Origin of the sequence: Flavobacterium sp., from assembly GCF_028689845.1 — a bacterium.
GTDB lineage: Bacteria > Bacteroidota > Bacteroidia > Flavobacteriales > Flavobacteriaceae > Flavobacterium.
Genome location: NZ_JAQVCH010000014.1, coordinates 1 through 12,749, shown reverse-complemented (window position 1 = coordinate 12,749; position 12,749 = coordinate 1). Strand labels below are relative to the sequence as shown.

Here is a 12,749-nt window from a genome sequence, read left to right as displayed (position 1 = left end):
AGTCTTTAGCTTTGCCGAGTCAATTATGCCAACGTTCGATTTTCTAGCGAAACAGTACCCCTCTGGAATCGATGGATTATAGATATCAGCCAAATCAAATTCAATAGGTTCTTCAACTGCTCATGTGGACTGCTCAGGCTCAACTCCACACGAATTATCATAATAACTACTTGAATAATCCCCCATAGGACAATTATCAACCTCTAAAGAACTTCAGCCTCATCCTCACGCAAACCTAAGCTTGTCAACAACAACTGTTCTCTCTATAGTTGATGAATTAGATGAAGCGTCCAAACATGTATATGTAACTGTATAGTTTCATGGTTCTGTTGTGTTAATTAAATTATATCCCGAAATGGTAACAACCAAATCAGTACCTGACCAATAGTTATCACTACAACTTATTGAAGGATCATCAAACACTTTTCCGTAAGCAACCAAATAGGAGTTTGCTCCGTTTAAAGCAATTGTTGGAGCTGTGGTATCTACAATTGTTATTGTTCTTGTTGCCGTATTTCATACATTTCCCAAAGCGTCTATTGGAGTATAATACAAAATATATTCTCCCAAAACCGAAGTATTAACAGCTCCTGTTACAAGGACAACAATATCATTCCCTGTTCGATAATTATCGCTCACAGTATATCCATACTCTTCATAAGGTAAATGAACCTCTTGGGTGTAATTTCAACCGCTTAAGGAAACAATACTTGGTCCAACAACGTCTAATAAAAGTGGTTGACTTGTACCAAGATAGGTAGTATTTCCCACGTGGTCTTTGGCTTGGAAACAAAGATATTGCCCATTATTTGCGTCTTCATCAATGTAAATTCAAATACCTGATTGATAAGGATATAAATAATCATCTGACACATCACACAGAGCATCTGGGCTGAATCCATACAACAAACTTAACTCATCAATTTGAATATCATCACTTACATTCACGGTAATCGTATCTCCGGAATTTAATACCGGATTTACATCATTAAGTAGTGTAATTACTGGATAAACTGTGTCTACAATATAGCCACTTTGCGATTGTGTAATCATATTTCAAGCTGCATCTTGTCATTCAATGATTATTATTCCATCATCATCTATTTGTAAAGTACAATCCACCGTAGTAGAATTTGTTTGTATACAAACAAAATTTGAAATTAGAGCCGTAGATGCTCACGATAATTGTACTCCCGTGGCATAAATCAATACATCATCCGTTACACGAATAGTTGTATTTGAAATTCCGGTATGACTTACAAGTGTAGGGGCTGTAATAGAAATGCTTGGACTTACCGTATCAATTATAAAAGACATCGAATTCTGCCCAACTGCATTAGTGAGAACATCTCTGGCATCGATTTGAATGGTCATGCTTTGGGTAATTCCTTCAAGGCTACATGTAACAGGTGAAAGGTATTGCCCAAAGACACCTGTGATTGGATTACATGCTCCTAGAAATGCTCCACTACTATTGGAGGTCAAAACAATCGAGTCAATATCATTCCCATTGGGGCTCGTAATGGTTACAGTAGCATCAGTTATGGGAGTATTACTTATTTGGGTTGGAGCATTAAAAGCAACAATGGGTGGAAAGGTAATACTGTTTTGGGCAAAATTACCAGCGGTATCAAAACATCTCACGGTAATGGTATGGAGAATCTGGTCTGGGTCAAGAGCAACAATAAGTGGACTTACAGCAGGATTTATACTCGTGAGTGCTCCACTTGTAGTGCCCACCACGTTGTCATCCTCAAAATAGTTTAATAAACAATAATCAATAGCGATATTATCGGTAGAATTAAATTCTACCAGTGGCGAATTAATCGAATAAGGCGTTTGAATATCTACCATTAAATTAGGAACACTTGGTGGAATTGTATCTATTACATAGTTTGATTCGCTTTGGGTAATGCTTGCTCCGTTGGCATTTATTGCTCTAATTACTAGCGTTCCACTACTATCTATACTAATGGTACAATCCACTTGAGTCCCACTGGTTTGGGTACAATTTAGATTGCTGGCACTCGCTGTCGAAGATAAGTCAATACTTACTCCTGTGGCATAAATACTTGATGTCCCTGTTACGGTAATAGCTGTATCTGTTATGGATGTATTGGATAATTTGGTTGGTGCCGTTATTGAAATTGATGTGCTATATCAAAGACGTGCCACACGTGTGCGACTCACTCCATTATAGGAGGTAAAATTTCAACCTAAAATAATTGTTCCGTTTGAAAATAATGCAATAGATCTAATTTCATTATTAGTTCCTACTCCTGATATAAAAGTAGTATCGAGTGTACCATCTTGATTTAAACGAGCGATACGATTTTTTGTCACACCGTTATAGTTAATAAAACGTCATCAAATAATTACCTTATCATCGGGTCAAACAACTATCGGAAAAATAATATTATCCACTCAAGCACCTACATTAAATGTCAAATCAAGTGAGCCATCTTGATTTAAACGAGCTATACGATTTCTTGATTGTCCATCATAATTCAAAAAATATCCTGCTATAATTATCTTCCCTTCTGAAGTCAAAGCAATAGAGGTAATATCATTATTAGGTCATATACCCGTATTAAAAGTGGTATCCATTGAGCCGTCAGGATTTAAACGAGCAATACGGTTTTTTGCTTCTCCATTGTAACTTGTAAAACTTCATGCGATTAAAATTTTCCCGTCTGACATAACAGCTATTGAAAAGATAGCAGTATTTAGTGGATTCATCGGATTATTAGCTCACAAACCGATATCAAAAGTAGTATCAAGTGTACCATCTTGATTTAAACGAGCGATACGATTTCTGGGTACGCCATTGTAACTTGTAAAACTTCCAGCTATAATTATTTTACCATCTGGTAAAACCTCTAAAGTATTAATAGTATTATTAGCTCATATACCGATATCAAAAGTAGTATCAAGCGTACCATCTTGATTCAAGCGAGCAATACGATTACTACTAACACCGTTATAACTTGTAAAACTTCCGGCTATAATTATCTTATTGTCTGGTAAATTTGTTACTGAAAAAACAGTATTGTTAGGTCATAAAAGCGGATTAAATGTGGTATCCAATGTTCCATTAACATTTAAACGAGCGATACGATTTCTAGATACGCCATTATAACTTGTAAATGCTCCTGCTATGATTATTTTTTCATCACTTGTTTCATCTATTGAGTAAATAAAACTGTTGGCTCATCCTCAGGGAGTAAAACTTGTATCTAAGCTTCAATCGCTGTAATTTGAAGCAAAAATGGTTGAAACACCGCATAAAAAAAACACCAAAGCAATAAATAGTTTTTTCATTTGAATAGAATAAATATAAAGAACAACTTAACTAGTAATATGAAATTGCTTCACAAAATCAATTCTTTAATGATTTTAATCAAACGAGTTACAAATTCAATTGATTTTTTTGATTATTGCACAAAAAAGTAGTGCTGTCCAAAATGAGAACATGGCATACACTAGAGAAACCTTTCCATAATCATCATTGTGTAAAAGTGTTCCAGAGATTAAAAAAGCTAACGTAGTATTGTGAACTGCTGATTCTATGGAAATGGTGATGCAATCATTGATATCTAATGAAAAGAAGTTGGCAACGCTGTAGCCAACTAAAAGACATAAAAAATTTAATAGGATAGCAAATGGTAAAATCTCAGTTATTTCTTGTTGGGTTATTCCTGATTTACCATCGGTTCCAAAAAATTTTAATAAAAAAACAACACCTAACAAAACAATCATAAGTGGTTTCATTACTTTGGCTAATTGTAAAGCCAACGTATTGTTTATCCTTTTAAAAACAATACCAATGGATAGTGGGATAATGGTAAGGACAACTATTTCCTTTAACGTATCAAAAAAAGGCAGTGTGAAGATTGCCTCAGATTGTTCAAAACTCCTAATGGCATAATTCACAATAAGAGGAATTGAAAACAAGGTTAGGACTGAATTGAACGTTGTTAATGTTATTGAGAGAGCAACATTGGCTTTAAAAAGATAGGTAATAAACCCTGAGGTTGTTCCTCCGGGGCTTGCGGCTAAAATCACTAAACCAATTTTGAGGTAATTGGGGATGTCAAAAACATTGGCAATTAGAAAGGCTAGTATTGGGAGTAAAATCATCTGTGATGACAAACTCACAATAAGAGCCTTTGGTTTTTGGAAAACAAGTTTTATATCCTCCAATGATAACGAGATACCTATTCCCAGCATTATTAGAAACAGAACCAACGAAACAAGTACATCGATCAATTGCATTACAAGCGGTATTTCGTACTAAGGCAACCGTATTTCTTATAAAGGTATAATGCCCTAATGGATGAACGCAAACTATTGTAGTAATAATTTGTTCCGCTTGAGTCTTCAACAAAGTAACGTCCTGAGTTTCCTCCTTTAAACAATTTACCTCTGGTTCCGTCTGAGAATTCTATAATTGCCTCATAATACGTGCCGTCAAACAGTCCTGATTTTTGAACCCATTGTTCATAGCCCTCTGGTGATAAGTTCATCACGTCATCAATTGTAATGTGGTCATACTCCTGACAATCGTTTACCATTTTTTCTTCGCCCAAAGTAAAACTTGATAGGGTAAAAATACTGCCTAAAACTAAAGTTAGGACAATTGAAATTGTTTTTAATTTTTGTAAATTCATCTGGTTATTATTTTAAAATTATAGTACAATTTTAAAACAAAAAACCTCGATTTGACAGGCGAAAACGAGTTATTTACTCAACAGGTAATGGGTGTGTTTAAACAGGCAAAAACATGCCACAAACCGGAAATAACTCAAAATGTTTTTGAAGTTAAAAGTGCATGCTTTACCTTTTCTAAATAAATTTCTCCCACCGGAATTTCAATAATGGAATCCTTAATTGTAAAGGTTTCATCTAATCTGATTTTACTTTTTTCGGTAATCTCGAAGAGTCCGGTTCTAAAATGTAATGTAATTAATCGGTTAGTGGTGTTGATTTTTTCAATATAACTCGTATTGATTATATAGGACTTATGCACTCTGAGAAAAACTTTTGGAAGTAAGGATTCAATCTCTTTAAGGGGTTTTGAAACAGTAATTTTTGAATTATTCAGTCGGTTAATTACACAATACGAACCATCACTTTGCACAAACAATATGTCGATGTATTTTATTAACCAATGAGCGTTTCTGTCTTTAATACTGATGTGGCTTTTAAGTTCTGAAAAACGCTTTTTAAATTTATTTAGGGCTATAGCGAGTTTTAAAGCATTAATGGGCTTGTCTAAATAAAAAAGAACATCATAATTAATGGCTTTTTTGGCATATTTTTCATTCTCCGATAGAACAATTACAAAAGGAGGCTCACTAAAAAAACAAGCTGTTTCTTTGATGATTTCAAAGCCGATTTCACCCCCGAGTTCAACATCTAAAAAAATGATATTAGGTTTTTGAGTAAGGGTTAACCTTATGCCTTCTTGCACTGAAGCAGCAATTCCTTTGCCTATAAATTCAGGGTAATTCTTTAACTCCTTTTGCAATGCAACTAAGGGCTCTTCTTGGTCTTCTATGATAATGTAACTATAATTCATGATATCCCTTTTTAAGCAAACATCATCGAAAATAATCACATAAAAAAGAAGCACAAAGTGAAAGATAAGTTAATTAAAAAAAAGTTTATGAACCAGTTAAATAAAGGTATAAAAGACAGAAATTAACGAGTTTAGATAGTGGAAACACAGACAAGTTTGTCGAAAATAACTAATTCATTTTTACACAGACCTCTCTTTTCTATCAGTGTGAAATTGATTCTAAGTCTCAGAAAACAATAGTACTCAACTTCTAATTAGCTATTTTATTGATTGTTTTAATTCTAAAATTGATTTTTCCAATTCTTGAATTTTCTGCTTTTGCATTTTTAGAAGTTCTAGACTTATATCAAATTCTGAAGATATGTTTTGTTCTATCTCAACTCCTCCCTTTGATAAGATGAGCCAGTTAAGTGATAATTCGGGATAAACGCTAACCAAAGATCTGATATGGTTTATGCCTACATCCATTTTTCCGCTCTTTAAATTGGTAAGCTCTGATTTATTTATACCAAGGACATCAGCCAAATCAGAATAGGTCTTTATCCGACCTTTTCGCTTTAAATACTCATAGGCGTAAAATAAACGTTGGTTGTCAGTCATTCTTAAAAAAGTGAAAAGAGTAATTCTAAAATTGATTATTTTGATATTGGTTAAATCAATGTTATATCAATACCAAATCTCCTACGAGCAAATATAAAATTTATTTTTAATTCAAAAAAGTATCAAAAGTGTCGAGCAGTAATTTAATCAAACCCATGATTTATTTCGCTATATTACTCATTTGCCTTTCCTTTTTAAAATCAAAATCCTTACCATCCACTTTTACGTATTTTAGCTTCTTTGTATTCAAAAGAATATAACCTATAAACTCATCTAACTCTGATGTTTTAAAATACGTTTTCTCAAAGATTAATTTATCGGGAAACAATGCACCTAGAATTTTTTTCTTTATCGATGCAGGAGCATTCGTAAAGACTGAGTCAATGGTCTGTAAAAATGAAATCCCTCTTTTGAGATGGTTTTCAAAATCCTTTTCTAAAGCATTTATCGTTTCAACTTGAGCCTTTAAATGGGCTATTTGGGATTCTGTTTTTCGCTTCATTGTGTTATACACTTTTATATCAATTTCATTGTCAAAAAACTTCTCTTCTATCGAGTCTAGCCTTACACTGAGTTTATTGATTTCTCTCTTTAAAGACTTTAGCTCAGATTCTCTATCCCCTGCTTGGGTTTTGAATGTTGTTTGGAGTATTTTTTTATAAACTTCTTTACTATCCTGGTTTATGACAAATTCCCTTAAAAGTTTTTCTAAAACACGATGAACTTCCTCAGCCTTATAACGCACTTTACAAGGGGGATTACAATGGTAGTAATAATGCCTTGTTACACCGCCACCCATTGACCCGCTTCCTGTTAAAGTTCTACTACAGGCTGGACATTTTAAAAAACCTCTCAAAGGTAAAATCTCATCTATTTCTTTATGCTCTAGAACCGGTTTGACTTGCTTTGCTAAAAAAACTTTTTGCACTTTCTCAAATGTTCTATTATCAACAATTGCCTCATGCAATCCTTGAACCACGCAAGCGTCTTCTTTTTTCCACTCTTGAATAACAATCTTTCCGGTATATGTCGGGTTTTTTAAAATGTTTAGCAAGGTATTTTTAGAGACTTTGAGTCCTTTGTTGTAATATTTCTTTCGAATTTCTTCTGTAGAATAAACCCCTATAGCATACTGCTCAAATGCTTTTTTGATTAGTGGTGCTACCTCAGGATTGGGTTTGAGTGTGGACTTCCCTTGCTCATTTCGGTGATGTAAATAACCAATAGGAGCTGCTCCCGTATAGCAACCTTCTTTCATTGCTCTTCTCATGCCCTCTTTGGTGCGGATTGATATCTTATCATTCTCAACCTCAGGTAGAATTAAATAAATTCCGAGCATTACTTTACTATCGGGCTGACTGGTATCGAGTGGTTGCTCAATAGCATTCACATCTATACCCAATGCTTTGAACTCTCTGATAACCCGATACGCTTCTTCTGTATTACGTGAGAACCGATCCCACCGAGTAAATAAAATGGAGTCGATACTTTTTTTGTTGGCTTTTACATAAAGTAACAACTTTTTCCACTCGGGTCTATCAAAGTTTTTTGCCGAATGGTCTTCAACAAAACATTTTAGAATCGTATCGCCTTTTTGTTGACAATACAACTCTAATACGGCTTTTTGATGGCTCAAAGAAAATCCACGGTCCGCCTGATCATCTGTACTAACACGCACATACGTTAAAACTTGTTTTTGCATAGCCTTGTGTATTTATAGTATTCATATTCAATTCTAGCCAATTGGTGTAATTTGTTCACAACACCCTCCCACACAGAATCGGGACAATTTGTCAGGTTGTCCTTGGTTTTTTGGGTCTTATGGGATTGGGATGATTTCATAGCTAAAATAATGCTTACGTGTTCTATATCAAAGTAAACAAGGGTAAAAAAGTCAGATTTTGGCTGATTTTGGCTTAAAAAAAGGGCTTCACAACGAAGCCCAATTTACCGATTGAGAATAACCGAATTTGGCAAAGAATTCATCAAAATAGTAAGGTATATTAACTAGTGTCTGAGGATTGGTTTTTGGGGGAACCAGCACTTGAATCAATTCAAAGTTCATAAGAAGATTTGGGTTGACAGAAAATTGCTTACTTATCTTTAGAAAATCTTCTCGAGCAAACTGCTCTGCTTGTGCTTTGGAAGCCGGCATGTTTTTACTAAAATCTCGTATTGGACTTTCTTGAAAAGCATCTGTAATTAGTAATAATTCCACTTTATCATATCCTTTGGTTATCCGCTCAAGCTGAGGCATGAGTTCTATGATTTGTGTTTGATGACTTGGAACTTTGGTTTTGTTATCAAAAAGAAGCTCTAAGAGTTGTTTTTGATTCCTTTTGAATTGCAAGTTATTATCCATCTCCTTTTGGCTTTGTTTAAGCATTTGATCGGTTTCAGATAAATACTCATCCGCTTGCTGCTCTTTGCTTTTTTTCCAAAGCAGTTCTTTATGATTCACTGCACTGGATGAACTAGCGTTTATAAAAAGTACAAGGATGTCCTCTTGGGGTTCGTAATGCTGATGTAAGTATTTTTTAAGCCATAACCTTTGCTTTTGATTATCAGTTTCAGTTTGGCTTATCGATGCTGACTCATCTTTAATAATGACCAAACATTTTTTTAATTGCGGATGTTTTTTTTTGGCATCCGATTCAAATAAATCGCAGGAAGATACTAGCAGTAAACAAATAAAGCCACAAATTAGTTGAACATTCTGGGAAATTCCCTTTCTTAAAATTGTTTTCATAAAATAGGTATATTAAAAATTAAACGTCTTATGTTATTGGATTACTTTTTTGTTCTTCAAGGGGTAAGGGTGTATTGATTTCTTCTTGAGTTGTTATAGTGTTCTCACTGGGTTTATACAGGGCATCTTTTGGACTTCCTTGTGTCAATCGTCTTAAAAATTCTAACTCCCCTACAAGACCACATATATGAAAGGCTTTGTGTCTAAAAACAATTATCGCTTGTTTTTGAGCAGTGAACTGGGACTCACTTTGAATGATAATTTTGGTTGCCTTTTCTAGTTTACTTCTAAGGTGATAGGAGCTTGAGAAAATAAGCGACATGGCAAAAACACACGAGGAGAAAAGAAGTACGATAGCTCCCGATAAACCGATAGTAAATACTTTAAGCAAACTAGGGCTATCACTTTGGGAAGTCATTTTCATTTTTGCTTGCTGTGCCTCTTCTTTGGCTTTTTGCAGTTCTTGGTTCAATTCTGCCGAGCCACCTTGCTCATCCAACTGTGCCTCCTGTTGCATTTGTGTTGTAGTCTGTTGCAACATTACATACTCTTTGGTGGCTTTCTGCTCGTCTTTGTAGGATTTAAACAAAAGCCCAATAGCAAAGCAATACACTAATGATATGCCAAATAGGAATAAAAAAAAGCGGTTGATTTTTACCTTTCTAAATTCAAAAACCTTGGATTGCTTTTTAAAAAAATCAAGTACAGTGCCATACAAAATCATGGCATTCCCTTTTCCAAATAGTAGTACTACTGTTCCTGCGAGTAGAGCTTTTATTCCACTAAATTCAAAAATGGCACTAATGATTGCGGAATAAATCAAATATTCGGGAATCATAGCCAAGAAAACAATAATAAAAGTTAAGGTAACTTTAGATTTGGTGATTGACCCCAAAAAGGTTTCGCTCACTTGGGGAACATCTAATGCTTTTTGAGCAGTTGTGGAGAGTTCTACCTGCTCTTCAAAGGCGAGAGCGGGAAAATTACTTTTGGCAAAGTACATCCCATAGGCTTGTTGTGCCTTTAAAAGTTGTTGCTCGCTTGTGTAATATTCCGGTCCATGACCTATCGCAAATTCAACTTGATGAGTAATGCTGGTTTTGTCTTTTGATAAAAAAAATGGAGTATGAGTAGGTTTTTCTAACTCTTTCACTGGAGCTGGCTGGTACTTGTTTTCATAGTCATGTGTTTGGGTTTGCTCATTTAAAGGTTCTGGATAATTGGGTAAGACAGACTCATAGATAAATCGTTTATTGTCCCTTAAAATGGCCTCAGCTTGGTGATTGGCTTTTTCAATAAGTTCTGCTTTGTATTTACTGTGCAATTCAATTTCTATGGCTAAGTTATCGACAACCTTATTGTGATGCTCCGCTTTTTTAAGTCGTGAGGCTGATTCTAAGGCTAGGATGTGGGCATTATTGATATCTGTTTCTGCCTTCGTTCCTTCCATGACAATAGCATGGTTTTCTATGGCTTGTGCTTTATTTTTAACCCACTGGTTTTGAATGGCTCTCTGCTGATTGATTTTTATAATCTCACATTGACTACTGGGTAGAACAAAGTCCCATAATTTTGTACGATACTGCTCCGCTAAGACCACATTGTGTTCAAAAAGATTTTTGATACTATGAAGCTGATTGTTTGCTTGGACTAGTGTAGATTCATAAAACGAAAAGAGCTTCGCTTTTTTGAACGAGGATTTAAAAACCGTCCACCGTGAATAAAAAATACGTTTTAGGTCTCTTGTTTCAAGGTCGATTCTCTTTTGTAATTCAGTTTGTTCCTGCGTAATTTTTTCTTTATTAAAAAACGGAACCGCCATCCATTGAAAAGGTTTTGTATTCATGATTTCTATCGTTTAAAGGGTTGAATATTATAGTAGGTCGATTGAACGCTGCAAATGAGCAATCTCAGAGAGGACTTGTTCCCGTTTATGCTCCAAATCTTCCTGTGAAGATTCTTCTACAAAGGGATTGTTAGGGTCCAAGGTCAGTGAATTGAGATTAGAAAATTCCATCTTTTTTTCTAATAATCGCATTTGCAAGTGTTGAAGTAATTGCTGGGTTTGGGCATCAAGTTTAGCGTCCTGATTTCTGTTATAAAAAAGATGGTTTAGCATAGGGAGAATTGCCCAGAGAAAAAATATACTTCCAATTAAAAACCGAAGGCTTTGAACTGTTCTGCTCTGGTTGGTGTTTAAGGATTGTAAAACCCTGACTAATGATTCGGATAGCTCTAAAGAGGTGCTACTACTACCCAAGGCATGAATTTCTTTGTCTAAGTAGTAATATAAAAAGAGTCGAGTTTCTTGATAGGTAAGTAATAAATAGACCAAAACATAAAACCCGATTGCAATCGCCTTTGATTTGGATTTTGCCTCACTGTAAATAAAAGAAGTTCGATTAAAAAAAATAAGAAAGAAAAAAATGATGCAACCCAATAGGATAGAAACAGATTGGTATTCGATGTATTTATCCGTGGCGAGTCCCAGTAAAATAGCATTGGTGATACTGGCCAGTAAGGAAATTGCACCCGTTGTGATCACAGCCCTATTATCTTTTTGAGTAAAGCGAAGGGAGTCGGTACGCTCTCTTCCCGAGAGAAAATACCACAAAGAAAAAGTGCGTGGGTTATCCGAAGAATTATAAGTTTCCATATCGAAGATTTTATGTTTTAAAGAGAAAAGGCTTCTTCCCCTTTTTAGGAAAAGTATATGGAAGAAGCCCAAATAGCCAATTTTGCTATCCTGTAGTTGTGTTGTTGGCTTATGAAAAGCTAGCAAAGAGAAGAGTTTGGCTATTGAAGTTTAGTATAGTTTAAATTGTAAATCTATAGGTTAATCAGAGCTGTAGAATTATTGACAGTGAGCATTAAACACTCTTGTTGCGTGTCAGTACCATAATCTAAAAACTGCTCTAGAACATGAGTTATATTTTTAAGACTTAAGTTTGTATTAAAGTTGTGAAAAGTGTAAATCTGAATTTGTTCTTTCATGACGTATCCTTGCGTATTTTTAAAATACCCATCTATTGTCTGAATACTGAGGCCACCAAATAAATTGATAATACTAGTTTTAACCCTCTCTAAATGGAAATTTAACTTGTCTGAGCATATCAAATTACTGTTGGAATCACGATTTGAGAAATAAAATGATAAGCAAAAAGAAGAATGCCGATAGCTCTTGAAATTAGAAATTAAGTTTGAAGGGGTCAAACGTTTAAAGTCAGCGTTTTTTGCTTGAAGTAAAGATTGAATTAGCAAATTGGTAGAAGTTTTCATAAGTACAGTGAGTTAATGGTTATTAATTCACTGACAAAAAATAAAGTAGACTTGATTTCATTATCAGAATATATTCAATAAACCGACTGGGTATCTTTTGTCAGAGGAGGTATCTCAGTTAAATGAAAAAGTGAGTGAGGTAACTTTTTCAACCGGACTGTTCGCTTTTGCGACAGTCCGTTTTTGAGCTATTTAAAAATGGATAAGAACTTTTACAGGACAAATATATAACAATATTTTAATTGGACAAATATTTTAATACAAAAAGTTTAAAATAATTATTTTACTTTAAATGAATTTAGTTTATATTAATTATGTTAAATATAAGTTAACTGGTTTAAAAATATTATGCGTATTTATTTTTTTATATCTTTGTTATACTAAATCTTCCGACATGAGTAAAAAAAATAAAAACCCCTTGAATGTTATTTTTGGAGTTTTCTTGCAAGAGGAAAGAAAAAATCTATCTAATTTGAGTATTGATGAAATATGTGCTACAGGAATGCTTGGTATATCTATCTCGCTATATAAAATGATGGA

General features: G+C 34.4%; 15 protein-coding genes and 2 pseudogenes. All 17 read right to left on the bottom strand.

The features are described 5' to 3' along the window. Positions 1 to 516: 516 nt before the first annotated feature. Positions 517 to 663: pseudogene (locus PHR76_RS13165) on the bottom strand (immunoglobulin-like domain-containing protein); the annotation flags it as partial. A gap of 168 nt (positions 664 to 831) precedes the next feature. Next, the gene (locus PHR76_RS07035) at positions 832 to 1,053 is read right to left on the bottom strand and encodes a hypothetical protein (protein ID WP_300060157.1); all 222 of its coding nucleotides are present in this window, start codon (positions 1,051 to 1,053) and stop codon (positions 832 to 834) included. 123 nt (positions 1,054 to 1,176) lie between these two features. Then, on the bottom strand, positions 1,177 to 1,986 hold the full coding sequence (locus PHR76_RS07030) for a hypothetical protein (RefSeq protein WP_300060154.1): 810 nt from the start codon (positions 1,984 to 1,986) through the stop codon (positions 1,177 to 1,179). A 225-nt stretch (positions 1,987 to 2,211) separates the two neighbouring features. Then, positions 2,212 to 2,358: a delta-60 repeat domain-containing protein gene (locus PHR76_RS07025; protein ID WP_300060291.1), complete on the bottom strand. Its 147-nt coding sequence runs from the start codon at positions 2,356 to 2,358 to the stop codon at positions 2,212 to 2,214. Positions 2,359 to 2,424: 66 nt separating this feature from the next. After that, on the bottom strand, positions 2,425 to 2,550 hold the full coding sequence (locus PHR76_RS13160) for a delta-60 repeat domain-containing protein (RefSeq protein WP_366143575.1): 126 nt from the start codon (positions 2,548 to 2,550) through the stop codon (positions 2,425 to 2,427). 27 nt (positions 2,551 to 2,577) lie between these two features. Continuing rightward, a pseudogene (locus PHR76_RS13155) lies at positions 2,578 to 2,658 on the bottom strand (delta-60 repeat domain-containing protein); the annotation flags it as partial. Between the two features lie 93 nt (positions 2,659 to 2,751). Then, positions 2,752 to 2,859: a delta-60 repeat domain-containing protein gene (locus PHR76_RS13150; RefSeq protein WP_366143581.1), complete on the bottom strand. Its 108-nt coding sequence runs from the start codon at positions 2,857 to 2,859 to the stop codon at positions 2,752 to 2,754. A gap of 45 nt (positions 2,860 to 2,904) precedes the next feature. Next, positions 2,905 to 3,012 carry a delta-60 repeat domain-containing protein gene (locus tag PHR76_RS13145; RefSeq protein ID WP_366143580.1) on the bottom strand — a complete coding sequence of 36 codons (108 nt, stop codon included), beginning with the start codon at positions 3,010 to 3,012 and terminating at the stop codon, positions 2,905 to 2,907. 45 nt (positions 3,013 to 3,057) lie between these two features. After that, on the bottom strand, positions 3,058 to 3,165 hold the full coding sequence (locus PHR76_RS13140; RefSeq protein ID WP_366143579.1) for a delta-60 repeat domain-containing protein: 108 nt from the start codon (positions 3,163 to 3,165) through the stop codon (positions 3,058 to 3,060). Positions 3,166 to 3,417: 252 nt separating this feature from the next. Next, on the bottom strand, positions 3,418 to 4,275 hold the full coding sequence (locus PHR76_RS07020) for a bile acid:sodium symporter (protein WP_300060151.1): 858 nt from the start codon (positions 4,273 to 4,275) through the stop codon (positions 3,418 to 3,420). Then, positions 4,275 to 4,670, bottom strand: coding sequence for a hypothetical protein (locus tag PHR76_RS07015; RefSeq protein ID WP_300060148.1), 396 nt, complete (start codon positions 4,668 to 4,670; stop codon positions 4,275 to 4,277). The genes PHR76_RS07020 and PHR76_RS07015 overlap by 1 nt, the downstream gene beginning before the upstream one ends. Before the next feature lie 134 nt (positions 4,671 to 4,804). After that, the gene (locus tag PHR76_RS07010; protein WP_300060145.1) at positions 4,805 to 5,581 is read right to left on the bottom strand and encodes a LytTR family DNA-binding domain-containing protein; all 777 of its coding nucleotides are present in this window, start codon (positions 5,579 to 5,581) and stop codon (positions 4,805 to 4,807) included. 258 nt (positions 5,582 to 5,839) lie between these two features. Next, a complete protein-coding gene (locus tag PHR76_RS07005) occupies positions 5,840 to 6,181 on the bottom strand; it encodes a hypothetical protein (protein WP_300060142.1) in 342 nt (113 codons plus the stop codon). A 160-nt stretch (positions 6,182 to 6,341) separates the two neighbouring features. Continuing rightward, on the bottom strand, positions 6,342 to 7,883 hold the full coding sequence (locus tag PHR76_RS07000; RefSeq protein ID WP_300060139.1) for a recombinase family protein: 1,542 nt from the start codon (positions 7,881 to 7,883) through the stop codon (positions 6,342 to 6,344). Between the two features lie 228 nt (positions 7,884 to 8,111). Continuing rightward, entirely contained in the window at positions 8,112 to 8,930 is an 819-nt protein-coding gene (locus PHR76_RS06995) for a hypothetical protein (protein ID WP_300060136.1), read from the bottom strand. Between the two features lie 28 nt (positions 8,931 to 8,958). Then, positions 8,959 to 10,776 carry a hypothetical protein gene (locus tag PHR76_RS06990; RefSeq protein ID WP_300060132.1) on the bottom strand — a complete coding sequence of 606 codons (1,818 nt, stop codon included), beginning with the start codon at positions 10,774 to 10,776 and terminating at the stop codon, positions 8,959 to 8,961. A gap of 27 nt (positions 10,777 to 10,803) precedes the next feature. Next, positions 10,804 to 11,586 carry a hypothetical protein gene (locus PHR76_RS06985; protein WP_300060129.1) on the bottom strand — a complete coding sequence of 261 codons (783 nt, stop codon included), beginning with the start codon at positions 11,584 to 11,586 and terminating at the stop codon, positions 10,804 to 10,806. Positions 11,587 to 12,749: the final 1,163 nt, after the last annotated feature.